Annotated in this window: 24 protein-coding genes; 17 read left to right on the top strand and 7 right to left on the bottom strand. The window is 56.1% G+C overall.

What is annotated here, in order from left to right; all coding sequences use genetic code 11:
- The first annotated feature begins 77 nt into the window (after positions 1-77).
- Positions 78-1,028, top strand: a complete 951-nt coding sequence (locus CPY64_RS11550) for a CysB family HTH-type transcriptional regulator (protein WP_042482365.1) — start codon at positions 78-80, stop codon at positions 1,026-1,028.
- A gap of 214 nt (positions 1,029-1,242) precedes the next feature.
- Positions 1,243-1,578: a DUF2325 domain-containing protein gene (locus CPY64_RS11545; protein ID WP_009456553.1), complete on the top strand. Its 336-nt coding sequence runs from the start codon at positions 1,243-1,245 to the stop codon at positions 1,576-1,578.
- A 113-nt stretch (positions 1,579-1,691) separates the two neighbouring features.
- Here CPY64_RS11545 and CPY64_RS11540 read toward each other — a convergent pair whose 3' ends face one another.
- Positions 1,692-2,411 carry a C40 family peptidase gene (locus CPY64_RS11540; RefSeq protein ID WP_223254064.1) on the bottom strand — a complete coding sequence of 240 codons (720 nt, stop codon included), beginning with the start codon at positions 2,409-2,411 and terminating at the stop codon, positions 1,692-1,694.
- Between the two features lie 346 nt (positions 2,412-2,757).
- Here CPY64_RS11540 and CPY64_RS11535 point away from each other — a divergent pair, with 346 nt between their 5' ends.
- The 3 genes from CPY64_RS11535 to CPY64_RS11525 all read left to right on the top strand — a co-directional run bounded on the left by CPY64_RS11535 (position 2,758) and on the right by CPY64_RS11525 (position 7,198).
- The gene (locus CPY64_RS11535) at positions 2,758-4,062 is read left to right on the top strand and encodes an MFS transporter (RefSeq protein WP_080723713.1); all 1,305 of its coding nucleotides are present in this window, start codon (positions 2,758-2,760) and stop codon (positions 4,060-4,062) included.
- A gap of 97 nt (positions 4,063-4,159) precedes the next feature.
- A complete protein-coding gene (gene acs, locus CPY64_RS11530) occupies positions 4,160-6,145 on the top strand; it encodes an acetate--CoA ligase (RefSeq protein ID WP_042482358.1) in 1,986 nt (661 codons plus the stop codon).
- Between the two features lie 165 nt (positions 6,146-6,310).
- A complete protein-coding gene (locus CPY64_RS11525; protein WP_226791368.1) occupies positions 6,311-7,198 on the top strand; it encodes a DMT family transporter in 888 nt (295 codons plus the stop codon).
- A gap of 89 nt (positions 7,199-7,287) precedes the next feature.
- Here the strand turns inward: CPY64_RS11525 and CPY64_RS11520 are convergent, their stop codons facing one another.
- Positions 7,288-8,934 carry an electron transfer flavoprotein-ubiquinone oxidoreductase gene (locus CPY64_RS11520; RefSeq protein WP_042482355.1) on the bottom strand — a complete coding sequence of 549 codons (1,647 nt, stop codon included), beginning with the start codon at positions 8,932-8,934 and terminating at the stop codon, positions 7,288-7,290.
- 182 nt (positions 8,935-9,116) lie between these two features.
- On the opposite strand from CPY64_RS11520, the gene CPY64_RS11515 reads away from it, so the two are divergent.
- The 8 genes from CPY64_RS11515 (at position 9,117) to CPY64_RS11480 (ending at position 16,388) form a co-directional block, all read left to right on the top strand.
- Positions 9,117-9,527, top strand: coding sequence for an acyl-CoA thioesterase (locus CPY64_RS11515; protein ID WP_042482352.1), 411 nt, complete (start codon positions 9,117-9,119; stop codon positions 9,525-9,527).
- Between the two features lie 122 nt (positions 9,528-9,649).
- Complete coding sequence (locus CPY64_RS11510) at positions 9,650-10,348, top strand: CoA transferase subunit A (protein WP_009456533.1); 699 nt, start codon at positions 9,650-9,652, stop codon at positions 10,346-10,348.
- A gap of 19 nt (positions 10,349-10,367) precedes the next feature.
- Positions 10,368-11,021, top strand: coding sequence for a CoA transferase subunit B (locus CPY64_RS11505; protein WP_042482349.1), 654 nt, complete (start codon positions 10,368-10,370; stop codon positions 11,019-11,021).
- A gap of 93 nt (positions 11,022-11,114) precedes the next feature.
- Entirely contained in the window at positions 11,115-12,893 is a 1,779-nt protein-coding gene (locus CPY64_RS11500; protein ID WP_042482346.1) for an aminopeptidase P family protein, read from the top strand.
- A 148-nt stretch (positions 12,894-13,041) separates the two neighbouring features.
- A complete protein-coding gene (locus tag CPY64_RS11495) occupies positions 13,042-14,688 on the top strand; it encodes a CTP synthase (RefSeq protein ID WP_042482342.1) in 1,647 nt (548 codons plus the stop codon).
- Between the two features lie 88 nt (positions 14,689-14,776).
- Entirely contained in the window at positions 14,777-15,157 is a 381-nt protein-coding gene (locus CPY64_RS11490) for a VOC family protein (protein WP_042482337.1), read from the top strand.
- 76 nt (positions 15,158-15,233) lie between these two features.
- The gene (gene kdsA, locus CPY64_RS11485) at positions 15,234-16,085 is read left to right on the top strand and encodes a 3-deoxy-8-phosphooctulonate synthase (protein ID WP_042482334.1); all 852 of its coding nucleotides are present in this window, start codon (positions 15,234-15,236) and stop codon (positions 16,083-16,085) included.
- Positions 16,086-16,103: 18 nt separating this feature from the next.
- Positions 16,104-16,388: a DUF1330 domain-containing protein gene (locus CPY64_RS11480; protein ID WP_042482331.1), complete on the top strand. Its 285-nt coding sequence runs from the start codon at positions 16,104-16,106 to the stop codon at positions 16,386-16,388.
- A gap of 130 nt (positions 16,389-16,518) precedes the next feature.
- On the opposite strand, the gene CPY64_RS11475 is transcribed toward CPY64_RS11480, so the two are convergent.
- Positions 16,519-17,244 (bottom strand): SDR family NAD(P)-dependent oxidoreductase, encoded by a 726-nt coding sequence (locus tag CPY64_RS11475; RefSeq protein ID WP_042482328.1) that lies wholly within the window; start codon positions 17,242-17,244, stop codon positions 16,519-16,521.
- Positions 17,245-17,407: 163 nt separating this feature from the next.
- Between CPY64_RS11475 and CPY64_RS11470 the strand changes: the two genes are divergently transcribed.
- From CPY64_RS11470 to ftsB, 4 genes are all read left to right on the top strand, one after another.
- A complete protein-coding gene (locus CPY64_RS11470; RefSeq protein ID WP_042482324.1) occupies positions 17,408-18,976 on the top strand; it encodes an MFS transporter in 1,569 nt (522 codons plus the stop codon).
- Positions 18,977-18,978: 2 nt separating this feature from the next.
- Entirely contained in the window at positions 18,979-19,425 is a 447-nt protein-coding gene (locus tag CPY64_RS11465) for a MarR family winged helix-turn-helix transcriptional regulator (protein ID WP_052362907.1), read from the top strand.
- A gap of 354 nt (positions 19,426-19,779) precedes the next feature.
- On the top strand, positions 19,780-21,066 hold the full coding sequence (gene eno / locus CPY64_RS11460) for a phosphopyruvate hydratase (RefSeq protein WP_009456510.1): 1,287 nt from the start codon (positions 19,780-19,782) through the stop codon (positions 21,064-21,066).
- 45 nt (positions 21,067-21,111) lie between these two features.
- Entirely contained in the window at positions 21,112-21,417 is a 306-nt protein-coding gene (ftsB, locus tag CPY64_RS11455) for a cell division protein FtsB (protein WP_042482320.1), read from the top strand.
- A 211-nt stretch (positions 21,418-21,628) separates the two neighbouring features.
- On the opposite strand, the gene CPY64_RS11450 is transcribed toward ftsB, so the two are convergent.
- The 4 genes from CPY64_RS11450 to CPY64_RS19110 all read right to left on the bottom strand — a co-directional run bounded on the left by CPY64_RS11450 (position 21,629) and on the right by CPY64_RS19110 (position 25,575).
- On the bottom strand, positions 21,629-22,456 hold the full coding sequence (locus CPY64_RS11450; protein ID WP_226791366.1) for a hypothetical protein: 828 nt from the start codon (positions 22,454-22,456) through the stop codon (positions 21,629-21,631).
- A 79-nt stretch (positions 22,457-22,535) separates the two neighbouring features.
- Positions 22,536-23,447: an Hsp33 family molecular chaperone HslO gene (gene hslO, locus CPY64_RS11445; RefSeq protein ID WP_026483073.1), complete on the bottom strand. Its 912-nt coding sequence runs from the start codon at positions 23,445-23,447 to the stop codon at positions 22,536-22,538.
- A 43-nt stretch (positions 23,448-23,490) separates the two neighbouring features.
- A complete protein-coding gene (locus CPY64_RS11440) occupies positions 23,491-24,009 on the bottom strand; it encodes an RDD family protein (RefSeq protein WP_086046113.1) in 519 nt (172 codons plus the stop codon).
- Between the two features lie 216 nt (positions 24,010-24,225).
- Entirely contained in the window at positions 24,226-25,575 is a 1,350-nt protein-coding gene (locus CPY64_RS19110; RefSeq protein ID WP_226791505.1) for a THUMP domain-containing class I SAM-dependent RNA methyltransferase, read from the bottom strand.
- Positions 25,576-26,194: the final 619 nt, after the last annotated feature.

Raw genomic sequence — 26,194 nt, 5'->3', positions numbered from 1 at the left:
CTATATATATAACTTAATGCAATAAGCGAGCTGTTCCTTATTACATATAATAGCCCTGTACCTGGGGCTATTAACATATGAATATTCAACAATTCCGCTTTGTCCGAGAGACCATTCGACGTAACTTCAATCTGACTGAAGCCGCTCGCTCGCTCTATACCTCCCAGCCGGGGGTGTCCAAGGCGATCATCGAGTTCGAAGATGAACTGGGCATCAAGATTTTTGAACGTCATGGGAAACGCATTAAGGGTCTGACCCGACCGGGCGAAGCCGTCGCCGAGGTGATTGATCGCATCATGCGCGAAATCGACAACCTCAAGCGTGTGAGCGACGACTTCGCCCGCCGCGATGAAGGCACCTTGGTGATCGCTTGTACCCACGCCCAGGCACGATATTTGCTGCCCAAGGTGATCCCTGAATTCCGTCGTCGCTTCCCCAAGGTGCATATGTCCTTGGCCGAAGGCAGCCCGCCTGTGCTGGCCCAGATGGTGATCCATGAGCAGGCTGACGTGGCCATCGCTACTGAAACTCTGGCGCTGACGCCGGGCCTGGTGGCCTTGCCGGTCTATACCTGGGAACACACGGTGGTGGTAACGCCGGATCACCCCCTGGCTGATCTGCCTGCCAACAAGCAACTGTCCATCGAAACCCTGGCGCAATACCCCATCGTGACTTATGACCATGCCTTCTCGGGTCGAGGGTCGATTGACGAGGCCTTTGCCAAACATGGCATCACTCCGGACATTGTGCTGGAGGCCATTGATGCTGACGTGATCAAGACCTATGTGGATGTGGGTCTGGGTATCGGGATCATCGCAGGCATCGCTTTCGATCCACGCCGTGACAAGGGCCTGGTTGGCCTGCCAGCAGGGCATTTGTTTGGTGCCCACCATACCAAGGTGGCGGTGAAGGCCGGGGCCTTCCTGCGTGACTATATTTTTGAATTGCTGGAGATGCTAGCACCGGAGTTGACCCGCGATGTGGTGCTGAGCGCTCTGGATGAAAAACAGGCTGGTGGCCAGGTGTAAGCTCGTACAAGCAGCATCTGTTTGATTAATAACAAGGGCCACCGTGCAATCACGGTGGCCCTTGTTATTTGGTACCTTGCTGTGGGTTTACCCGGCCAGTGAAGACTTATGGTCAAAGGCTATAAGTAAAAATTGAAACAAGCTATCGACTCAATTGACTATGATAATAAGAATGATTATCATTATCCAACTTTCTTAGCCAATGGAGCTTCCTGTGTCTCAATACGTCAGTGCAGTCGTGGTTGGAGCAGACCGTCTGGGGAACATTCCCGACCTGCTCAAGATCCACAATATCTCGATCAAACATCATATTAGCGGGCGTGATCCTGCGCACCAGAAAAAAACCCTGCAGTTGCCTTCCGGCACCGATTTGCTGATTTTGCTGACCGATTTCCTGGGTCACAACGTCATGAAAACCTTCCGGGCCGCTGCCCTGAAATCCGGTATTCGAGTGGTCGCCTGCCGACGCTCGGTTTGTAGCATGAAGCAAGCCTTAACCCAATGCGGCTATTGTGAATCTTGTCCGCTCGGTAAGTCCAAGAGCCACTAGATTGGCGGCATGACTTACTGGGGCAAAGAAGGAATCTTTACAGATTAAAAAAAAGCCACTGTTTCATAACAGTGGCTTTTTTATGGCTTGCCGGATTGGCAGCAGGGTGGTCTTTATTTGACGCTACGCAGACGGGCTTCGGCTTGCTGTGTATCGGCAGCGGCCAGACGACGTGCGCCGTTATAGCGTTTTTTCCAGTAACCCACTTCCATGCTCTCGACGCGGACAACCGCGCCAGTGCGAGGAGCGTGAACAAACTTGTCATCACCCAGGTAAATGCCTACGTGAGAGAAACGAGCGCCACGAGTATTGAAGAAGACCAGGTCGCCTTTGCGCAGCTCGCTGCGGTTAACCGAGGTGCCTTCTTTGGCAATGTCTTTGGATTGGCGGGGCAGCTTCAGGCCCAGGGATTTTTCAGCCACGTAGGACACCAGGCCGCTGCAATCAAAGCCAGTGCTGGGGGCATCGCCACCAAAACTGTACTTCACGCCCAGAAAGTTCAGGGCGGCGTTGGCAAGGCCATGGGTAGAGGAAGAATTTTGCTTGCTGCGGCTTTCGGTACGACCTTGGCGACGATCACTGCTGTAAGCAATATTGATGTCGTTACGAGCGCGGTTGGCCAGATAAGTACCCAGCGGGTCGGACTCGGTCTGGAATTCGTAGTCGGCGTAATAGCCGTGATCCAGTTCTGCACGATCTTTGTCTTGGCTGGACTGTTGAGTTCCAGTGGTGGCACAACCTGTCAGGGCCAGCGCGCCGGCTAACAAAAGATACTTGGCGCTGCGATAGGTAATGTGCAAAAGTGCGGGTGGATTCAGGTAATGTGGCGGCATGACCAGGGCTTGTCTAAGGACTTGGTGGGCAGCAGCACAACCTTGATGCCTATTTTTGCTGAAATTAGCAGCAATTGATGGGTATCAGGGCTGTAAGTATGACTAAAAGCACCATACTTTGCCGGACGTTGCTGTGCGTTGAATGTTTGGCAGTGTACCGGATGATAATTGCACCGTAAAGCATTGTAGGAGCGTATTTTGCGATTGAATCATACTGTTGCAAAGTGCGGCTGACAGCGGTTTTCAGGCCCTGTGCATGGGTCCAGTGCTCTTGTTGCTGAATTATTGAAAATTAGCCGAAATAGAGCGAAGTTTCACTGTTTATAGGGATTGAATGATGCGATTTATGGGACAAGCCCTAGGGAAAGCCCTAAACGAAGGAGTACGGCTGCGCGAGTTGTGGGCTTGGGCTATGTATGATTTCGCAAATTCTGGCTACACCACCGTCATTTTGACCAGTGTCTACAGCGCGTATTTTGTAGGCGTTATCGCTGAAGGCCGCAGCTGGGCTACCTTGGCGTGGACACTGGCATTGTCTGCCTCGTATTTAAGCATCATGTTGACCATGCCTGGGCTCGGTGCAAAAGCCGATGCACGTCAAGGCAAAAGACGGCTTTTGTTCAGCAGCACCATAGGTTGTGTGCTGGCAACCGTGATGCTGTATTGGGCTGGTCCCAATGACATTGTCTGGGCCCTGGTTTTCATCGCTTTATCCAATTATTGCTACTGCATAGGCGAGTCCATCATCGGCGCTTTCTTGCCGGAAATTGCCCGGCCAGACGCCTTGGGACGTGTCTCCGGTTGGGGCTGGGGTTTTGGTTATTTTGGTGGCATGCTGGCCCTCGGTCTTTCTTTGGCTTTTCTGACCTGGGCGACTTCGCAGGGGTGGACGGCGCAGGAATATGTGCCGGGTATTGCCCTGATTACGGCTACCTTGTTTGCCTTGTCAGCCTTGCCTTCTTTTCTGTTTCTGCGTGAACGCAGTGCGCCCAGCGGGGCAGAGCAGCAGGGCATGTTGTCGCGTCTGACTGCCTCGGCGCGCGACGTGCATCAGCATTTCCCCGATTTTCGCACCTTGTTGCTATGTGGTGCCGCTTATCAGGCCGGCATTGCCGTCATTATTACCTTGTCGGCGGTGTATGCGACCGAGGCCATGGGTTTCACGATGGCGCAAACCATGACGCTGATCTTTACCGTCAATATTGCCGCAGCGGTGGGGGCTTTGCTGTTTGGTCATGTGCAGGACCGAATTGGCCACCGACGTGCGTTGGCACTGACCTTGTGCGCCTGGCTGGTCATGGTGGGGATTGCCGTCAGTACGCGTTCCCTGGCCGGTTTCTGGGCCGCAGCAGCCGTCGCGGGCTTATGTATAGGCAGCAGCCAAAGTGCCGGGCGGGCCATGGTTGGCTTGCTGGCGCCCAAGAGCCGTCTGGCCGAATTTTTCGCCTTGTGGACCTTTGCCATTCAACTGGCCGCTGTATGCGGTCCCTTGTCCTACGGTCTGGTGACTTGGCTCAGTGGCGGGAACCACCGTTTGGCTCTGGCCTGCACGGGATTATTCTTTTTGGCGGGCCTGCTGATCCTGTCGCGTTTGAATTTTCAGCGTGGCATTTTGGCCAAGAATCAAGCCGATCTCAATTGTCAGGATTGAGTAAGTAAGGCGCGTTACGTTTATATAAAATTAAGCTGGGCTGCCCATGCGCGGCCCATAAAAAACACCAAATCTGGAAAATAAAGGAGCCAACACCATGAGCGGTCCAACGTCTATTGAATCCGTCCTGTCGGAAAGCCGCGTCTTTCCCGTGTTCCCCACGCTGGAGCGCGAAGCACGCATTGCTGGCATGGCGGCCTACCAGGAGCTTTGCCAGAAAGCCGAGCAGGACAATCCCGGCTTCTGGGCGGAGTTGGCCCGCGATCGTCTGGTCTGGACCAAGCCTTTCACTCAGGTTCTGGACGACAGCAAGCCCCCGTTTTACAAGTGGTTCCATGATGGCGAGCTGAACGTTTCAGCCAACTGTCTGGACAAGCACCTGGGCACCCCCACAGAAAACAAAACTGCGCTGATCTTTGAAGCCGACGGTGGCGAAGTCACCAAAGTCACTTTCCGCGAACTGTATGAACAGGTTTGCCACTTTGCCAATGGTTTGAAAGCGCTGGGCTACAAGACGGGCGAACGCGCCCTGATCTACATGCCCATGTCGGTGCAAGCCATTGTGGCCATGCAGGCATGTGCCCGTTTGGGTATTACTCACTCTGTAGTATTTGGCGGTTTCTCGGCCAAGAGCTTGCACGAGCGCGCCGTGGACGTGGGTGCCTCCCTGGTCATTACAGCTGATGAACAACGTCGCGGTGGCCGTGCCATCCCTCTGAAAAATGCAGTGGACGAAGCCTTGAGCGGCGGCGACTGCGAAGCTGTGCGTCACGTCATTGTGTACAAGCGCACAGGCGGTCCCGTTGCCTGGCACGAAGGTCGTGATCTGTGGTGGGAAGATGTCGTCAAAGGTCAAGGCAACGATTGTCCCGCCGTGTCCGTGAATGCAGAACATCCTCTGTTTGTTCTGTACACCTCCGGTTCCACGGGCAAGCCTAAAGGTGTGCAGCACTCCTCGGCAGGCTATCTGCTGGGTGCCATGCTGAGCGTGCAGTGGACCTTCGACGCCAAAGACAGCGATGTATTCTGGTGTACTGCCGACATCGGTTGGGTAACTGGCCATACCTTCATCACCTACGGCCCTCTGGCTGCGGGTGTGACTCAAGTCGTGTTTGAAGGTGTGCCTACTTACCCCGATGCTGGCCGTTTCTGGAACATGATTGAACGTCATGGCGTGACGGTGTTCTATACCGCTCCTACCGCTATTCGCTCCCTGACCAAGGCAGCCGAAGCGGACGAGGCCATTCACCCCAAACAATACAATCTGGACAGCCTGCGCATTATTGGTTCGGTGGGTGAGCCCATCAACCCCGAAGCCTGGATGTGGTATTTCAAGAATGTGGGCCGCGAGCGTTGCCCTATTGTGGATACCTGGTGGCAGACGGAAACGGGCGGTCACGTCATTACTCCCTTGCCAGGCGCTACTCCACTGAAACCGGGTTCTTGCGGCCTGCCATTCCCCGGCATGGATGTGGCAATTGTGGACGAAGTGGGTGACGAGGCCGAGCGCGGCAATGGCGGTTTCCTGGTCATTCGCAAGCCTTGGCCCAATATGATCCGCACCATCTGGGGCGATCCAGACCGTTTCGTGAAAAGCTACTTCCCGCCCGAGCTGAAAGGCTATTACCTGGCCGGCGATGGCGCGCAGCGTGATGCCGACGGCTACTTCTGGGTCATGGGTCGTATCGACGACGTGCTGAACGTCTCGGGTCACCGCCTGGGCACAATGGAAGTGGAATCGGCTTTGGTGGCGCACTCGCTGGTAGCTGAGGCTGCAGTGGTAGGCAAGCCTGACCCAACCACGGGCGAAGCGATTGTGGCCTTTGTGGTGCTCAATGGCGATTTGCCTTCCGGCGAAGAAGCCGACAAGATTGCTGCTGAATTGCGCAACTGGGTGGGCAAGGAAATTGGTCCTATCGCCAAGCCACGTGAAATCCGCTTTGGTGAGAATCTGCCCAAGACTCGCTCGGGCAAGATCATGCGTCGTTTGCTGCGCTTTGTCGCCAATAACGAGCCGATCACGCAGGACGTGTCCACGCTGGAAAATCCGGCCATTCTGGAGCAACTGTCCGAAGCACATTAAGTTTTTTTGGTAGTTCCTGTTTGACCCTGGTTTCTTTGTAGAGCCAGGGTTTTTTTATTTCCTCTGATTATTTTGTTACTGAAAACCTGCTCGATGTGGAATTAGCCTAGCATTGAGACCGTGGCCAAAACATCGGTCCATGAATTCAATAAAAAGGGGAAAGGTTTGAGCGGGGAACAGCAGGCAGACAGGGGCGCTTTGGCGCTGATGGGCTTGGTAGTGCTGACCTGGGGTATGAGCTGGGTCGTGATGAAGGCGATGACCGTCTATATCGGGCCAGTGGATCTGATTGCGGCGCGCTATGCGGTGGCATTTGTTTTCTTATGGCTGGTGCTGCGTCTTAAAGGTGGGCATTTACGGCCTACACCCTGGAAGCTGAGTCTGGGCGTCGCCATTTTCCAGACCACCGGCTTCCAATTGCTTAGCCAGTTTTCCTTGCAGGCCGGTGGCGCGGGCAAGATGGTCGCCCTGGCCTACACCATGCCAATCTGGATTTTGCTGCTGTCCTGGCCCATGTTGGGGCAACGGCCCCAAAAGCGTCACGTCATGGGCATGGTGCCCGCGATTTTGGGCTTGATGCTTCTGATCGCGCCCTGGGAGGGAATGGGCGGCATATTCGGTTCTGTTCTGGCAACCTTGAGTGGTGTGAGCTGGGCTTTGGGGGCAGTGTTCTCCAAGCAACTATTTGAGCGCCACCGAGTGGAGCTGTTGAATGCCACCGTCTGGCAGTGCCTTCTGGGTATTGTGATTGTTCTGCCCTTGAGCTTTCTGATTCCTCAGCGTCCTGTTGTGATGGAGTGGCAGATGTTCAGCGGCGTACTGTATCTGGGCGTTATCGCGACAGGTGTAGGTTGGCTACTGTGGATGGCGGTCGTCAGTCGCGTCAGCGCAACCCTGGCCGGGATGTCCAGCCTGGGTGTACCAGCGCTGACGGTGCTGCTGGCCTGGTTGCTGCTGGACGAATGGCCTACTCAACTGGAGTTGATGGGGACTGGCCTGATTCTATTGGGGCTGTTTGTAGTGAACTGGCCCAGCCGGACCCGCAGGTCATAACGCACATCAAAAAAGCCACCCGCTGGGGTGGCTCTTCTTGGCATCTACTCTTCTGGCCTTGGTGATAGCACCAAGGCCAGAGTTGTTTTTTACATGCCGTTGTACACCGGACCTTCGCCACCTTGCGGGGGAACCCAGACAATATTCTGGGTAGGGTCTTTAATGTCACAGGTTTTGCAGTGCACACAGTTCTGTGCGTTGATCTGCAGTTTGTCGTCGCCGGTTTCGGTTTTGATGAACTCGTACACGCCTGCTGGACAGAAGCGGGCTTCGGGGCCACCGTAACGAGCCAGGTTCACCGCCACAGGAACGGACGGATCTTTCAACGTCAGGTGGACAGGTTCATCTTCTTCGTGGTTGGTGTTTGAAATAAACACGGAACTGAGACGATCGAAAGTGATCTTGCCATCTGGTTTGGGATAGTCGATACGGGCGCATTCGGCCGCAGGCTGCAAACAGGCATGGTCAGGCTTGTTGTTGCGCAGTGTCCAGGGCATTTTGCCCTTGAACAGACCTTGCTCTACAAAGGTCATGACGGACGCAATCGAGCGGCCTTTCTTGAACCATTGCTTAAAGTTGCGGGCCTTGTCCAGTTCCTCATGCAGCCAGGACTGCTTGAATTTCTCGGCGTACTGCGACAGTTCATCTTGCTTGCGTCCAGCTTGCAAGGCTTCAAAAGCGGCTTCAGCGGCCAGAGAGCCGGATTTGATCGCGGCATGGCTACCCTTGATGCGCGAGGCATTCAGGAAACCGGCATCACAACCGACCAAAGCACCACCGGGGAAGCTGAGCTTGGGCAGCGCCAGCAGACCACCGGCGGTCAGGGAGCGAGCCCCGTAAGCAATGCGCTTGCCGCCTTCAAACGTGGCGCGCAGGGCAGGGTGGGTCTTGTAGCGCTGAAACTCTTCAAAGGGAGACAGCCAGGGGTTGGCGTAATCCAGACCCACCACCATCCCGACCATGACCAGATTGTTATCCAGGTGGTACAGGAAGGAGCCGCCGTAGGTGTCCGAATCCAGCGGCCAGCCAGCAGTGTGAATCACCAGACCGGGCTGGGATTGGGACGGGTCCACTTCCCACAGTTCTTTAATGCCAATGCCGTAGCTCTGTGCATTGCGGGATTCGTCCAGTTTGAAGCGCTCGGTCAGTTCACGGCCCAGGTGACCACGCGAACCTTCGGCAAAAATCGTGTAGGACGCCAGCAATTCCATGCCGGGCTGGTAGTGGGCGGTGTGAGTGCCGTCACGGGCCACGCCCATATCGCCAGTCAGCACGCCGCGAACAGCACCATTGTCGTCGTACAGAATGTGGGCAGCGGCAAAGCCGGGGAAAATATCCACACCCAGAGCCTCGGCCTGCTCACCCATCCATTGCACGACATTGCCAAGGCGAACGATGTAATTGCCATGGTTCTTGAAGCAGTCGGGCAGCAGCCACATGGGGGTGCTGCGGGCGCCTTTTTCGGTCAGGAAAAGGAATTTGTCTTCAGTCACTTCTACCGAAATAGGAGCGCCTTGCGCTTTCCAGTCTGGCAGCAGCTCGTCCAGAGCACGCGTATCCATGACGGCGCCGGACAGGATATGGGCCCCCACCTCAGCGCCTTTTTCCAGGATACAGACGCTGATTTCTTGTTCTTTTTCTTGGGCGAGCTGTTTCAGACGTATCGCGGTGGCCAGGCCTGCAGGGCCAGCGCCGACGATAATAACGTCATATTCCATCGATTCACGTTCAGACATTGCTGCTGATCTCCTATTACGGCTTAGCGCTTTGTTCTTGATTGTTGGCGGGTGAAATTCGTGTACTGTGCGTACGGTCGATTGTATTGTAGTCTGAGCAATCCCGTTTTGAGTTCAGAGGCCAGGGGCGGTGCCCGACGGCTTCCGTGTTCATCAGTAAATATCAGCAAGGAGAGCATGTAATGACACAAGTAGTAGATTCTGGTTTTGATATTGCCGTGCGCTGGGGCGATCTGGATGCCATGAATCATGTTAACAATACGGTCTACTTTCGCTACATCGAGGAAGCCCGTGTCCAGTTAATGATGAAGCTGGGCATGGTGCCACCTTCTCCACGTACCGGGGTGCTGGCGCACGCCAGCCTGGATTTCCTGCGTTCGGTCCTGTATCCGGCCACTGTGCGAATTGTGCATAAATTACTGAAGGTCGGTGGCAGCAGCATTGAACTGGAAGTCCTTGTAGGTGACGCAAATCAAGCGGATGTCATTTATGCACGTGGCCGCTGTGTGCTAGTGTCCATTAACCCCCAAGGCGGTTCGCAACCTTGGACCGAAGATGAGCGTAAACAGATACACTCGGTTTTTCAGGGTTAAGCTTTACGTATACGGAAAGCATAGTCAAGTCGTAGAATGCCTGATAGCACCTTATGGTGCATAGCGGCATTATTGGACAAAGTTTGCTGTTTAGGCCAATTAAAGAGTTATTGGAGAGTCAATTGAATAAAGTCTATCCAAGCGCCAAGGAGGCGTTGCAGGGGGTCGTTGCCGACGGACAGACAGTCGCGGTAGGTGGATTCGGCCTGTGCGGAATTCCCGAAGCGCTGATTGCTGCGCTGCGCGATAGCGGAGTCAAAAACCTGACCTGCATTAGCAATAATGCCGGGGTGGATGGCTTTGGTCTGGGGCAGTTGCTGGAAACGCGTCAGATTCGCAAGATGATTTCCTCCTATGTGGGCGAAAACAAGGAGTTCGAGCGTCAGTATCTGGCGGGCGAGCTGGAGCTGGAGTTCACTCCTCAGGGTACCCTGGCTGAAAAGCTGCGTGCCGGCGGCGCAGGCATTCCTGCTTTCTTTACCGCAACGGGTGTGGGAACCATCGTGGCTGACGGCAAGGAAATTCGTGAGTTCAACGGTCAGCAATACGTGATGGAAGAGGCCCTGGTGCCCGATGTGTCGCTGGTCAAGGCTTACAAGGCTGATCGCAGCGGCAACCTGGTGTTCCGCAAGACCGCACGCAACTTCAACCCGAACGTGGCCATGGCTGGGAAAATTACCATTGTCGAGGTCGAGGAAATTGTCGAGACCGGCAGCCTAGACCCGGATGATGTGCATTTGCCCGGTATTTATGTGCACCGTATCGTGCTCAATGCCCAGCCCGAAAAGCGCATTGAGCAGCGTACCGTTCGTTCTTCCTGATTAGCGAGGCAAGAAAATAATGGCTTGGAATAGAGATCAAATGGCGGCGCGCGCCGCGCTGGAACTTCAGGACGGCTTTTACGTCAACCTGGGGATTGGTTTGCCTACGCTGGTTGCCAACCACGTGCCTGAAGGCATTGAGGTCTGGCTGCAGTCGGAAAACGGTTTGCTGGGCATTGGCCCCTTTCCGACCGAAGACAAGATTGACGCTGATCTGATCAACGCTGGCAAGCAAACCATCACCACCTTGCCTGGCTCGTCCATCTTTTCTTCGGCAGACTCGTTTGCCATGATTCGTGGCGGCAAGATCAATATTGCGATTCTGGGCGCCATGCAGGTGTCGGAAAAGGGTGATCTGGCCAACTGGATGATCCCCGGCAAGATGATCAAGGGCATGGGCGGTGCCATGGATCTGGTTGCTGGCGTTGGCCGTGTCGTAGTCCTGATGGAACACGTGGCTACCAAGAAAGACGGCACGGAAGACCTGAAAATTCTGCCTGCTTGCACCTTGCCTCTGACGGGCGTGGGTGTGGTTGACCTCATCATTACCGATCTGGGGGTGATGGAAGTGACGGAAAATGGTTTAAAGTTGCTTGAGTTGGCACCAGAAGTCAGCCTTGAGTACATTCAGTCCAAGACAGGCGTCCCGCTGGACGTCAGCGCTGTGGCCTGATCGGTTTCTCTGGCTAAAAAAGCTTCGGCGCGAGTCGGAGCTTTTTTTATGCTTGATCGGTGCGTGAACGCTGTTTATGTAAAGGAAGTTGGCATGGCCCATCCCCCCGTTGCCGCACGCTTGCAGGCGCTGCGCGAACAAATGCAATTTCAGTCCGTGCAGGCCAGCATTTGGCCTACATCTGACCCTCATCTGTCTGAGTACCTGCCTGATCGCTGGAAAAGCCGTCAGTGGCTCAGCGGATTTGTAGGATCGGCCGGACTTCTGGTGGTGACGGCCGATTGGGCTGGTTTGTGGACCGATAGCCGTTATTGGGAACAGGCGGCCAAGGAGCTGGAAGGCAGCGGCATTCAATTGCAACGTGCGGGCGAGGCCGGCGTGCCTGAGCCGGCCAACTGGCTGGCGGAACATTTGCCTGCCCAGTCGCGGGTAGCACTGGATAGCCAGTCGGTGTCGGCACAAAGTCTGCTGGCCTGGCAAAAGGCCACGCCGGAGCTGGAGTGGGTGCTGGAAGCCGACTTGTTGAGCCCGATCTGGACAGACCGGCCTGCTGCGCCTGTTGGCCAGGTGGTGGAGCATCGGCCTCCTTTTGCCTGCCGTACTCGTCAGGAAAATTTAAGCAGCACCCGAGCTGCCATGCAGGAGCAGGGCGCGCATTGGCATTTGCTGAGCGCACTGGATGATATTGCCTGGACCCTGAACCTGCGCGGCAGTGATGTGTCCTATAACCCGGTGTTCCTGTCGTACTTGCTGATTGGCCCGGATCAGGCGTTTCTGTTTGTGGATGGCAACAAGCTGTCGGCAGGCATACAGGAAGCGCTGGCTGCGGACGGTGTGCAAGTTCAAAGCTATACCGAGTTGTCCTCCTTCATGCGTGCTTTACCCGCGTCCATGCCTATCCTGCTGGATATGGCGCGGACCACGGCTTGGGCGGCGCAACTGGCTGCACATTTGAATGTAGTCGAATACATTAATCCCGCTCAATTGCTCAAGTCCTGCAAGACCGATGCCGAGCTGGATCATGTGCGTGAAACCATGGAAAAAGACGGCGCTGCCTTGTGCGAGTTCTTTGCCTGGTTTGAGCAGCAAAGCGACGTGAATGAGCTGGATGTGGATGAACATATCTGCGCTGCCCGTGCTCGTCAGGAAGGTTTTGTCAGCCCCAGCTTCGGCACGATTGCCGCCTATAACGCCAATGGTGCCATGCCGCACTATCAGGCGACCCAGCAGTCCCATGCCCGTATTGATGGCAATGGCCTGTTGTTGATCGACTCAGGTGGGCAGTATCAGGGCGGGACCACGGACATTACCCGTGTCGTGCCGGTAGGTCAGGTATCTGCCGAGCAGATTCGTGACTTCACGCTGGTGCTCAAAGGCATGGTGTCCTTGTCCATGCTGGTGTTCCCGGAAGGCATTGCCGGTCAGCAAATTGATGTGCTGGCGCGTCAGCCTTTGTGGGAGCAGGGCCTGGACTTCGGTCACGGCACTGGCCATGGCGTGGGCTACTTCATGAATGTGCATGAAGGCCCGCAGTCCATTTCCTGGCGCGGTCGCATCGGACCGCATTCTGCCATGCGTGCCGGCATGATTACCTCCAACGAGCCTGGCTTGTACCGTCCCGGTCAGTGGGGCGTTCGAATCGAGAATCTGGTGGCGGCGGTACCGGCCATGCGCAGCGAGTACGGGCAGTTTCTGCGTTTTGAAACCCTGACCCTTTGCCCCATTGATACGCGTTGTATAGATGCCGCACTACTGACCGCTGCCGAGCGTAACTGGCTCAATGAATATCATCAGCAAGTGCGTGAACGTCTCATGCCGCGTGTTCAGGGTGATGCGCGCAAATGGCTTGAGCAAAGGACGCAGGCGATCTGATCGCCACCGTCTGCTGTTGTCAATAGTTGCAAGGATAAGTGGTATTTCCGCTGTGAAATGCCACTTGTCAGGTCGCCAAGCATGGGCGCTTGCCGTTATAATCCAAATTTCCCGCTATCGCCTGATTTGACCTCAGGCGCCTTTTATAATGACCACCAAATATGTATTCGTAACGGGAGGCGTTGTGTCCTCCCTGGGCAAAGGTATTGCGGCTGCATCCCTGGCTGCCATCCTGGAGTCCCGCGGTCTGCGCGTGACCATGCTCAAGCTGGACCCCTACATCAACGTAGATCCGGGCACCATGAGCCCCTTCCAGCACGGTGAAGTGTTTGTTACTGAGGATGGTGCGGAAACCGACCTGGACCTGGGCCACTACGAGCGCTTTATTTCCGCTCGCATGCGCAAGGTCAACAACTTCACCACGGGCCAGATTTACGAATCCGTGCTGCGCAAAGAGCGTCGCGGGGACTATCTGGGCAAGACCGTGCAGGTTATCCCGCACATCACCAACGAAATCCAGGACTTCATCATTCGTGGCGCCAAGGCTGCCTACAATGGTGAGGCCGATGTTGCCATCGTCGAGATCGGCGGCACAGTGGGTGACATCGAATCCCAACCTTTCCTGGAAGCTGCCCGCCAGATGAATCTGCGCCTGGGCCGCAACAACACCGCTTTTGTTCACCTGACACTGGTGCCGTTCATTGCATCGGCAGGCGAGCTGAAAACCAAACCTACCCAGCACTCGGTGCAAAAGCTGCGTGAAATCGGTATTCACCCTCACGCTTTGCTGTGCCGTGCTGATCGCGTCATTCCTGATGACGAGCTGGCCAAGATTTCGCTGTTCTCCAACGTGCCCATGGACGCCGTGATCTCGGTGTGGGACGCGGACTCCATCTACAAGATCCCAGCCATGCTGCACAAGCAAGGTCTGGACAGTCTGGTGTGTGATGCACTGGCGCTGTCGCCTCCACCGGCTGATCTGTCCATGTGGGATCGTTTGGTCCAGGCTCTGGAAAATCCGGAGCACGAAGTGCGTATCGGTATGGTCGGCAAGTACGTAGACCTGACGGAATCCTACAAGTCGCTGAGCGAAGCCCTGGTTCACGCCGGTATCCACACCCGTACCCGTATCAATATCGAGTACCTGGATTCCGAGGTTATCGAGAACGAAGGTACGGATTGCCTGAAAGGTCTGGACGCCATTCTGGTGCCAGGCGGTTTTGGCAAACGTGGTACCGAAGGCAAGATTCGCGCGATTCAATATGCTCGTGAAAACGGCGTGCCATTCCTGGGTATCTGCCTGGGCATGCAATTGGCCGTGGTTGAATTCGCTCGCAATGTAGGCAATCTGGTGGGCGCGAACTCCACCGAATTCGATCCATCGGCCGTGCACCCGGTTGTGGCCCTGATTACTGAATGGGCAGACCGCGAAGGCAAGATTGAGCACCGTGATGGTTCCTCTGATTTGGGCGGCACCATGCGCAAGGGCGCACAGCGTTGCCCGGTGAAACCAGGTTCGCGTGCTGAAGCCATTTACGGTCCGGAAGTGAATGAACGTCACCGCCACCGTTTCGAAGTCAACACCTTGTACGTGCCACGTCTGGAAGAAGTGGGCATGGTGATTTCTGCTCGTACTCCTACCGAGAACCTGCCAGAAATCATGGAACTGCCTGATCATCCTTGGTTTATGGGCGTGCAATTCCACCCGGAATTCACTTCCACGCCGCGTGATGGCCATCCGCTGTTTACCAGCTATATCAAAGCTGCTCTGGAACGCCAGAAAAAAACAGCTTGATAATTTGGTATGACTGAAAAGGCCCGCGCGACGCGGGCTTTTTCATTCGGGGCGACAGAGTCTGTTACCCGCTTTCCTGGGAGTAAGCATGATCGAACAATTGGATCATTTGGTGCTGACCTGTACTGACCCGCAAGCCACCACCCATTTCTACACACAAGTTCTGGGCATGAAGCAGGAAGTCTTTGGGCAGGGGCGAATTGCTTTCTGCTTTGGCTCGCAAAAGATCAATTTGCATGTGCGCGGACAGGAGTTCGAGCCCAAGGCGCATTTGCCAGTGCCGGGGGCGCTGGACCTGTGTTTTATCGCCAATATTCCGCTGGAGCAGGTAATCGAGCATTTGCAGTCACAAGGCGGGCCCATTATTGAGGGGCCTGTACAGCGTACGGGTGCCATCGGCCCGATTCGCTCCGTCTATGTGCGCGACCCGGACTTGAACCTGATCGAAATCTCCGAACGATTGGGCTGACAGGCATGCTGCACTGCGGTGCAGCACCGCCTTCAGGAATGTGGGAGAATGCAGCAATACTGAAACGAGGTCTATTATGGATTTATGCGGTTACGACGTTGGCCTGGATCGGCCCTTTTTTCTGATCGCTGGCCCTTGTGTGATTGAATCGCGTCAAATGGCGTTTGATACAGCGGGTCAGCTTGCCGAAATTACCTCGGCTCTGGGCATCCCCTTTATCTACAAAAGCTCGTTTGACAAGGCCAACCGGAGTTCGGACAAGTCTTACCGTGGCCCCGGCATGGCGGAAGGTCTGCAGATTCTGGCGGATGTGCGCTCGCACTACAAAGTGCCGGTTCTGACCGATGTGCACGATAAAGACCAGGTTGATGATGTGGCTGCCGTCGTGGATGTGCTGCAAACACCGGCTTTCCTGTGCCGTCAGACCGACTTTATTCAGGCTTGCGCCGCTACCCTGAAACCCGTGAATATCAAGAAGGGCCAGTTCCTGGCCCCTCAGGATATGGTGCAGGTGGTGGCAAAAGCACGTGCAGCGGCAATGGAAATGGGCGGTGATGGCTCCACCATCATGGTCTGTGAGCGTGGCGCTTCGTTTGGCTACAACAATCTGGTGTCCGACATGCGCTCCTTGGCGATTATGCGTGCCACGGATTGCCCGGTCGTGTTTGATGCTACGCACTCGGTCCAGTTGCCGGGTGGCCAGGGCACGACCTCGGGCGGCCAGCGTGAGTTTGTGCCTGTCCTGGCGCGTGCTGCCGTTGCAGCAGGTGTGGCGGGCGTGTTCATGGAAACCCACCCTGATCCGGATAAGGCCTTGTCGGATGGCCCGAATGCTGTCCCCCTGTCGCAGATGGCAGATTTGCTACGGACACTGCAACAGATCGATTCGATTGTTAAAAACAGCGGTGCCTTGCAGCACGGCTATTAAAAGTAGTTTGGAGACACTATGTCCGCATTTTTGATTGCTAATGTCGAAGTAACGAACCCCGAGCAGTACAAGCAGTACCAAGAGTTTTCCAGCATCGCCATGAAAACCCACAACGTGAAAGTGTTGGTGCGGGGCGGTGAAACGGTCACTCTGGAAGGCAATGCGCCTTTGCGTACCGTGGTCATGGAGTTCGACACGCTGGAGCAAGCTCAGGCTTTCCACGATTCCGAGGAATACCGTCGTGCCCGTCAAGCCCGTGAAGGTGCTGCCAAAATGACCATGTACGTGGTGCAAGGTCTGTAAACAGCGGATTACGTCATGTAGTCAGGTAGGAAAAAGGGAGTGTGAAAACACTCCTTTTTTTATGGGCCTAGGTATAGGGCCCGATCTTTTCGTTCAATATTCCAGAAAGGATATCCGCTTGTTTTGCTGTTTAAAACCGAGGGTCGCGCAGGGCAGGCAGGGTCAGTTCGCGTATAAAGCTGGCGGGAGACAGTTGCAGCAGGCTGCGCACAATCGTGAGTACATCATGCACCGGAATGGTCTCGCCCTGGTCCCGTTCAGCAGCGGTGTGCAGCGGTACATCCAGGCCATCTTCCATATTCAGATAGCCCAGTTGCAAGCAGGTGACGGCCAGGCCTTGATCCCTGTAGCCTTCGCGCAGACTGTCAGCCAAACCGTTCAGGGCAAATTTTGTCGCGCCGAAAGCAACTTCCGGACGGCCGCTTTGACGTAGACCCGAGGTGGAGCCCGTCAGAATCAGGCGGGGTTGTTTGCTGCGTAACAAATGGGGCAGCAGATGTCGTATAGCTAGCAAGGCCCCAGTCAGATTCACATCGACCAGACGACGGATGGCCAGATCGCTTTGCGATAGAAAATCGTATTCCTCACTGAATGCCGTGTCTTCCCAAATCCCGAGGTTGTAGATCAGCACATCCAGCGATTCCGGGCAGGCGGCTGCCAGTTGGCTGGCGGCGTCAGGCTGGGACAGGTCAGCGCTGATCCAATATTGACGGGCACTGGCGTCCGGGTGCAGGGAACTGGTCAAGGCGCTGGGAGGCCGTCTGGCCACGCCATACAGCGTGTTGCCATCTTGGGCCAAGCCATCCATCAAGGCGCGTCCCAGACCCATGCTGGCACCAACAATCATGATATTCATACGGTTTTCCTGTGGGGCAGATTTGTTTGGAAAGCCTGGCTCTCCGAATGATTGCCATTGTGTACCGGGATAGTGGGATGGGGTTTGATTCAGGCATGGCTTGTCAGGTTTTTCACTCGCTCGTAAAATAGTTGACTAGGCAATAATTGCATGGTCAATAGAAATGGTAAACGCATCGGAAGCAGCACAAAAAACGCCAGGGCGTGTCTTGTCAGTCACGGAATCCATACTGGCGATGATGGGTCTGTGCTTTGTGGTGATGTTGGTGGCCATCGATCAGACCGTGGTCGGGACAGCCTTGCCCACCATCGTGTCCGAACTACATGGTTTTGAGCTGTATGCCTGGGTGGCAACAGCGTATTTGCTGACTTCGGTGATTACCGTTCCTATTTTTGGTCGCCTGGGGGATTTTTACGGACGCCGCCGTTTTGTGCTGGTGTCCATTGTCTTGTTTACCCTGGCGTCCGTGCTTTGTGGCATGGCGCAAAGCATGTTGCAACTGGTATTGGCTCGTGCCTTGCAGGGGATAGCCGGGGGCATGCTGGTCGGGACGGCGTTTGCCTGTGTACCAGATCTGTTTCCCGATCCTCGTGTGCGTTTGCGCTGGCAAGTGATGCTGAGCGCGTCCTTCGGGATTGCGAACGGGATAGGGCCTTTTCTGGGTGGAATTCTGACTGAGCACTACGGCTGGCGCTCCGTGTTTTATGTGAATTTGCCTGTCGGCTTGCTCAGCCTTTATTTTGTCTATCGTTACTTGCCGCAGATCCGTCACTTTCGTCAAACCCAGGTCCGCATGGACTATTTGGGTGCTTTTTTGTTGATGGTCGGTTTGGCCTGTATTCAGCTGCTGGTAGAGCTGCTGCCTCAATATGGCGGCAGTTATCTGATGGTCTTGCTGGGGTTGTGCAGTGTGGCGGCTTTTGTCCTGCTGGTGACTTGGGAGCGACGGGTTGCGGAACCCTTGCTGCCTTTGATTCTGTTCAGTAGCCCCGCTCAATTCTCTTTGCTGGTTCTGTCTGCGGGTTTGGGCTTTATCCTGTTCGGACTCTTGTTCTACGCGCCTTTATTGCTGCAGGGGGGCTACGGTCTGCGACCTCAAACAGCCGGTTTATTGATCACCCCCTTGGTCGTGTTCATTACCGTGGGCAGTATCATTAATGGCCGTACGATTACGCGTCTGCGTCGTCCTACCCTGATGCTGTATTTGGGGCTGGTGCTATTGACGATTGCTTGTCTGGGTATGGTGTTTATCAAGAAAACCGACCCTCATTGGCATTTTGTGTTGTATGCCACCATTGCCGGCACCGGGGTTGGCTGCATCATGCCGAATCTGACCGTGTTTGCGCAGGAAATTGTAGAGCGCTCCATGCTGGGGATTGCCACGGCCATGCTACAGTCCATGCGCATGGTGGGGGGCATGTTGGGAACCGCTGTCGTGGGAACTCTGATCAACTACCAGTATGGTGAAGCCATCCGCACGCAATTGACGACTTTGCCTGCCAGTCTGGTGAATTCGCTGCAAGACCCGCAGGTCTTGATGAGTGTGAGCCAGCAGACACAATTTCTGGAGCAGGCGGGGCAGGACGGCCAGATGTATCTGGGCTTGGCCCGCGATGCCCTGGCACATGCCGTCAATATGGGGATGGCCGTGACCTTGCTGCTGATAGTCTGGTGCTTTTATTGGGTGCGTAAAGTGCCGCCGATACGATTTAATCGTCAAGAACAGTCTTGAACATGATGAATGAATTTCCGCAACTTCAAGCGGCTCAGCAACTGGGGCGCACGTATCGCAGTCTGATGGCGGCGTTTGATCAGCAGTTGGGCATGCCCTTGCCACGCTGGCGTGTCCTGATTTGCCTGTACCAAGAGGACGGTTGCCTGTCTCAAAAGCAATTGGTGCGCTTGCTGCGCATTGATCCGGCTGCGGTGACACGGCAGTTGAAGAACATTGAGTCTTTGGGACTGGTCGAGCGTTTCACGGACGAGCAGGACAATCGGCTGACCAATGTGCGCCTCAGTCCAGCTGGTCGTGAGCTGGTCGAGGCCACCTTGCCGCGTCGCCGTCGCCTGGTGGAGGCCATGCTGCAAGACTTCTCCGATCAGGACCTGAACCAGTTGATTACCTTGCTGGGCAACTGGGAAAGCGCCTTGTTGAAAGCAGCCGACAAAGATTTACTTTGAGACGTATCGGTACTTTTTGTATTTACAGAGACGCCGCCTAGTCTCGGAATTTCTGGTGATAATAAACACGTGCCGGTTTCGATCAGGATGAAGGCAGGGTCTTGAATCCAGGCTTTTTTCCAGCTTTCGGGACCAGACATGGCACGGCTGTGTCATGGGCAGGTACAATCCTGTTTTAGCAGGAGGGCAGGGGGCGCTGATTGCACTATAGCTGTCGCGCTTGCTGATCTTTTCAACTTCCAGGCTAGGCGCCTTTTCAAGCTGATCTTCACATCGGTTTACGGCGATACGCCCGGCAGCAGGATTGTTTAACTTATCTAGCTTAATGCTACTTCAGGCAGGACTGTCAAAATCATGAGTGCAATCGTAGATATTATTGGCCGCGAGATTCTGGACTCCCGTGGTAATCCAACGGTGGAGTGTGATGTATTGCTCGAATCGGGCGCTATGGGGCGTGCCTCCGTTCCTTCTGGTGCATCCACTGGCGCTCGCGAAGCGTTGGAGCTGCGTGATGGTGACAAGAGCCGTTACCTGGGTAAAGGTGTTTTGCGCGCTGTTGAAAACCTGAACACAGAGATCTCCGAAGCCTTGATGGGCTTGGATGCTCAAGAACAAACCTTTATCGATCGCACCCTGATCGAGCTGGACGGTACCGAAGACAAGAGCCGCCTGGGCGCCAACGCCATGCTGGCTGCCAGTATGGCTGTGGCCCGTGCCGCTGCTGATGATTCGGGTCTGTCCCTGTACCGCTACTTCGGTGGCAGCGGTGCCATGGCCATGCCCGTACCGATGATGAACGTCATCAACGGTGGCGCACACGCCAACAACACCCTGGACTTGCAAGAGTTCATGATCATGCCCGTGGGCGCCAAGAGCTTCCGCGAATCGCTGCGCATGGGTGCAGAAGTGTTCCACACCCTGAAAGGCCTGATTCACGATCAGGGCATGTCCACCGCTGTGGGCGACGAGGGTGGTTTTGCTCCTAACGTGGCCAACCACGAAGCCGCTATCGAACTGATCCTGCGCGCTATCGAACAAGCTGGCTACGAGCCCGGCACCCAGATCGCTCTGGCCCTGGACTGCGCCGCTTCCGAGTTCTACCGCGACGGCAAATACCACCTGGCTGGCGAAGGCGGCGTGTCCCTGAGCTCGCAAGACTTTGCCAACCTGTTGGCCAACTGGTGCGACAAGTACCCCATCATCTCCATCGAAGACGGCATGGCCGAAGACGATTGGGACGGCTGGCGCATTCTGAGCCAGCAACTGGGCGACAAGATCCAGTTGGTTGGTGACGATTTGTTTGTGACCAACACCAAGATCCTGAAGAAAGGGATTGAGCTGGGTATCGGTAACTCCATCCTGATCAAGATCAACCAGATCGGCACCCTGACCGAAACCTTTGCTGCCATCGAAATGGCCAAGCGCGCTGGTTACACCGCTGTAATTTCGCACCGCTCGGGTGAAACCGAAGACTCCACGATTGCGGATATCGCTGTGGCTACGAATGCCATGCAGATCAAAACAGGCTCCCTGTCCCGTTCCGATCGCATGTCCAAGTACAACCAGTTGTTGCGTATTGAAGAAGAATTGGCAGAAGTTGCTACCTTCCCAGGTCGCGAAGCGTTCTATAATCTGCGCTAATTCTGTTTGATGAACCGGGTCGCAAGACCCGGTTCTTATATCACCATGCGCCTGATCGTTCTGCTCCTGCTGTGTTTGACCCTGGTAACCCATTACGCTTTATGGTGGGGCAAAGGCGGTTGGCTGGACGTACGGCAAATGCAGACCAGGCTGGTCGCGCAAAAAGAGACCAACGAGGCCCTGACAGCGCGTAATAACGCCTTGCTGGCCGAGGTTCAGGATTTGCGTTCGGGTACCCACGCAGTTGAAGAGCGCGCCCGTAGCGAGTTTGGCATGATGCGTGAAGGCGAGATCTTTGTGCAGATCGTGCCTCCCGGTGGTTCGGCTACCACGACAAGCAGCCCACGTTAAGAAGTAGCGTGCAAGGCGCTGCTGGAACGGCTGAGCAGCCAGTTCCTTTCTGATCATTCTTCTTTGTTCCCTTATTGCTGTCCCGACTACGGCCACAACTGCTTATTGCGGCGACTGTAAGTCTGTTTCCCGCTTGGGTCAGGAATGCGTTGATCGCGTCCTATGCTGCCGCCACCCGCCACCCGCCACCGCCCTCTGGCTGGCTCGGCGATTAGTAGCAAGCAGGGTTTGGAGGTGAGTAGTCAGCTCCTCCTGAGTCTGGTGTGGGGGCGGCAGGCCCTGGAGAAGGGGAAGCATCACCTGATCCTTGAGCAGGGCCATCCCTTGATGGCAGACGGCCATCCCCGTCCGGTGATGGCGGTTCTGCTGGCTCCAGATCTGTGGACCAGCCTGTTTGGGAAACTGGCAAGGCAAGCTCGTTTTCAGTCTGCTGGGCATAGACGACCCGACCATCAGCCAAGTCATCCCACTGCACGGCATCAGACTGCATGGGGTGCCTGATTTCCAGGCGGAGCCAGACCGCTGCCGAACCCGAAGGGCCAGGCATGCTGGCAGCAAGCTTGGGTAGCAGGCGAAGCAAGGAAAGAGGGCCCGGCTTATGGGCATAGAGCAGGTACAAGTGCAATGTGTTGGCCTGGTAGATGCTGGGGCCGCCGTGGCTGGCTTGATCCGCTTGTTGCGCCTGCCAGCCCTGGGTAATGCTTGTGCGCCCCTCATGAAGCCGGGAAGGCCTGCCATGCAGCATAAAAGCCTGTGGTGAGGGCGACAGGATCTGGATCTGCCATTGATCGTGCAGTGGCACTTTGGCAGCAGTCAGTGTTTGGCTGAATGCCAGGGCAATGGTTTCAGGCTGGGCATGATGCATGCTGGCCTGACGAGCTGCCTGCAACAGGCTGTGCTGTAGGCGTACGCGCAAGGAGTACAGCGTCAGCACGTCCAGCACTAGCCAGCTCAGCAGGATGATCGCAAGCAGGGCGCCCATGATGTGAGCGCCTGCCAAACCGGATTGATGCTGGGGTGAAGAAAAAGAATCAGCCATGATGTTGCCATCATGGCTGACTGTCTTTTGGTTCGGTAGAAGGACTTGTGCGGGCGTAGTCCCTCGTAGTGGTTTTTGCTTAGTGCAGGGTATCGTCACCCGGTTGGGTATCGCCCTTGTCGACAAACAGGGACGCGCAATCAATTGCGTCGTACTGATAGGGCTTGCCGCAGAAGTTGCAGGACACATTGATGGTGTCTTGCTCGGCCAGCATTTGCTCGATTTCTTCCCGTCCCAGCATGCGCAGCATATTGCTGACGCGTTGACGGGAACAGGGGCAATGCCAGCGCACGGACTGAGGTTCAAAGACTTGCAGGTCTTCTTCCCAGAACAGGCGGTGAATCAAGGTGTCGCTATCCAGTTGCAGCAATTCTTGCGTCTGGACGGTGGAGCCCAACGCCAGGGCCCGCTCCCAGGTGTCCAGGTTCTGAGCCAGACTGTGGCCGCCTTGGGGCGGGATGCGTTGCAGCAACAGACCTGCACAACGGTTCTCGTCGGCAGCCAGCCACAGGTGGGTATCCAGCTGCTCGGAGGTGCGCATATAGGTTTGCAGAACTTCGGCAACGGTCTCGCCTTCCAGAGGCACCACGCCTTGGTAAGGACGGAAATCCTTGCTGCTTTGACGCGGAGCCAGCACCACAGTGAAGCGGCCTTGACCTTGCGGGTTCAGCAGGGTTTGCAAGGTGCCGGTTTGAGGCACGGGATGGTTCTCGCGCAGCGAGACCGTTGCACGTATATCCATGTCCGAGGTGCACTCCACCACCAGCAAGGCAATTGGGCCATCCCCCTGGATTTGCAAAATCAGGGAGCCGTCAAACTTGAGGTTGCCCGCCAGGAGCACCGAGGCGGCCACCAGCTCGCCCAGCAAGTCGCGGATGCAGGCAGGGTAGTGCTGATGTTCCAGACCCATTTGCCAGGCTTGCTCAAGGTGAACAATCTGGGCTCGTGTGCTTTGGTCGGCGAACAGGTATTTTTTTAAAATGTCGGTCATGACTTTGCTGTACTACTAAAAAATGAAGAGGCAGCCTGCCTGCTCAGGTGGCTGCCGAAGTAACACGGGTAGGGCGCGCATCGATCAGACGAGTCTTGCTAAGACGGTCGTGCAGGAACTGCTGGTCCTTGTCGAACCAGGTCCAGATAAAGTTCAGGAAAGGCGTAAACACGATCAGAAGGTCCGTGGACGCATAGCCTGTGTAGACAGACAGAAGCTGAACCAGCAAAGCCCCCAGCAAAGGCAGGGGCCATAACAGAATATAACGCAGCAGCAAGGTAGGCAGGGCAGGAATCTGGCCTTGCTCGTTCACCAGGCGCATGTGCCAGGTTTTCATGGGCAGGGTCTGGCCTACTTTGCGCCAGCACAGCACGAAATAAATCCCCAGCGCGATAAACAGAACGACCTGACGCACATGACGCAGATCCAGGCCGCTACGGCTTTGGGTCAAGGTATCAAACAGATAGCCGGTGGTGAAAATAACGCCAAACAGCAGGATGGATTCATACATCATGCAGGCAAAGCGTCGCCAGCGGCCAGGAGTGGTGAATGTGGGTGTCATGGTGCGTCTTGAGGCAGGGAAGACTGCCATTATCGCGTATATCGCCGCCTAACGGAATGCTGCCGGTTCAGGGCTGGAACAGAAGGCCTGGAGTCGGGCGGGCCCCAAAAGGGTGGAAAAGTACTCAAGATAGATGGGGGGCTTATCCCAATAAACAAGGGCCAAGCCATTTTCATGGACTTGGCCCTTGTCGCCTTGTACAAGACTGCTTGAGGCTTATTCGGCGCTGGCCGAGTCTTCGCTGGCGTCCGAGGCTGCCTCGTTATTGCGATAACTGGCCGGAACCATGTCAAAGCAGAACAGGCGGCAATCCAGAGCACCGTTGTACAGCGGGTAACGACGCTTGGGCTTGAGGCGCATATGACGCGGCAACTCCAGGTCGCTGCTGATCATGTTCACGCTCCAGTTGGCGAAGTTTTGCTTGAGGTTGCTGGCCCAGTTTGGCCAGAAGTCCTCGTCCTGATGTTCCAGACGCTCGCCGTAAGGAGGATTGGTGACAATCCAGCCGGCTTCTGTTTCTGGACGAATCTTCAGGGCATCGCCTTGCTCGAAGCGAATCGTCTCCAGCGTCAGGTGCGAGCGTTCCAGGTTGGAACGGGCGGCATCCAGAACGATGGGGTTGATGTCGTAGCCAATCAGCGGCGTATCCAGACGAGGGGCGATCATGGAACGCGCTTCGTCCTTGATGTCACGCCACAAACGCTGATCGTGGCAGCGCAGACGCTCGAAGTGGAAGGGGCGCCAGATTCCGGGAGGCGCTCCCAAAGCCATCCAGGCGGCTTCGATCAGAATCGTGCCACTACCGCAGAAAGGGTCGATCAAAGGCTTGCTGGGGTCCCAGCCAGACAGGGCCAGCAGGCCGGCTGCCAGGTTTTCACGCAAAGGCGCATCGCCCTTGTCATGACGCCAGCCGCGCTTGAACAGGGACTCGCCACTGGTGTCCAGATAGAAGGTGGCACTGGTCTCGTCCAGGAACAAATGCACCTTGGCATCCGGGCGTACGGTATCGATGGAAGGACGTGCACCTTCCAGATCACGCAGGCGGTCACAAATCCCGTCTTTGGCGCGCAGATTGCAGTACTGCAGGCTTTGCATGGGGCTGCGTACCGCCGAGGTATCGACACGCAGTGTCTGCTCGGGGCCGAACCAGCGTTCCCAGGGAGTCACGCGGGCCAGGGCCAGAATGTCTTCCTCGTTGGTGACAGGAGCGTGCGAGACTTCCAGCAAAATGCGTGTCGCCAGTCGCGAGGACAGGTTGGCACGCATGACGCCGATCCAGTCCGCGTCAAAATGGCAACCCGCACGGCCGGTTTGGACGTTCTCGTAGCCCAGTGCTTGCAGTTCCAGCGACAGCGCCTCTTCCAGCCCTTGTGGGCAGGGAGCAAACAGACGGTAGCGTTCGCCTTGCAGGGCCTTGACCTGGACGCGCTCGTTTTGCTCGATATTGCTATCGGGCAGGCGCTGACCGGGCTTGGGGGCCTGGGGGCTGTCTACACGCTGGATAGGCGAGACATACTGAGGAAAGGCATCGGAGTCACCTGCCGGGCTAAAAAGCTTGCTGGGCATCTTGCCGGCAGGGGTACGCTCCGAGGATTCATTGTCGCTCTTGAAGGCCGGACGTTCGCGGCGTTCACCCGAGAAATTGCGGCGTTCACCCGTTTGAGGGCGGCTGTCGCGGTCACGGTTGAATGCGGGGCGCTCGCGGCGCTCACCGGAGAACTCACGACGTTCGCCCGATTGCGGACGGCCTTCGCGGTTGCGGTCGAATGCGGGACGCTCACGGCGTTCACCGGAGAACTCACGACGTTCGCCCGATTGCGGACGGCCTTCGCGGTTGCGATCGAATGCGGGACGCTCACGGCGTTCACCGGAGAACTCACGACGCTCGCCCGATTGCGGACGGCCTTCGCGGTTGCGATCGAATGCGGGGCGCTCGCGGCGCTCACCGGAGAACTCACGACGCTCGCCCGATTGCGGACGGCCTTCGCGGTTGCGGTCGAATGCGGGACGCTCACGGCGTTCGCCAGAGAACTCACGACGTTCGCCCGATTGTGGGCGGCTGTCGCGGTCACGGTTGAATGCGGGACGCTCACGGCGCTCACCGGAGAATTCGCGACGTTCGCCCGATTGTGGTCGGCTGTCACGGTCCCGGTTGAATGCGGGACGTTCGCGGCGTTCGCCGGAG

It is taken from the genome of Alcaligenes faecalis (genome assembly GCF_002443155.1).
Lineage (GTDB): Bacteria > Pseudomonadota > Gammaproteobacteria > Burkholderiales > Burkholderiaceae_B > Alcaligenes > Alcaligenes faecalis.
This window is presented reverse-complemented; position numbering and strand designations above follow the sequence as displayed.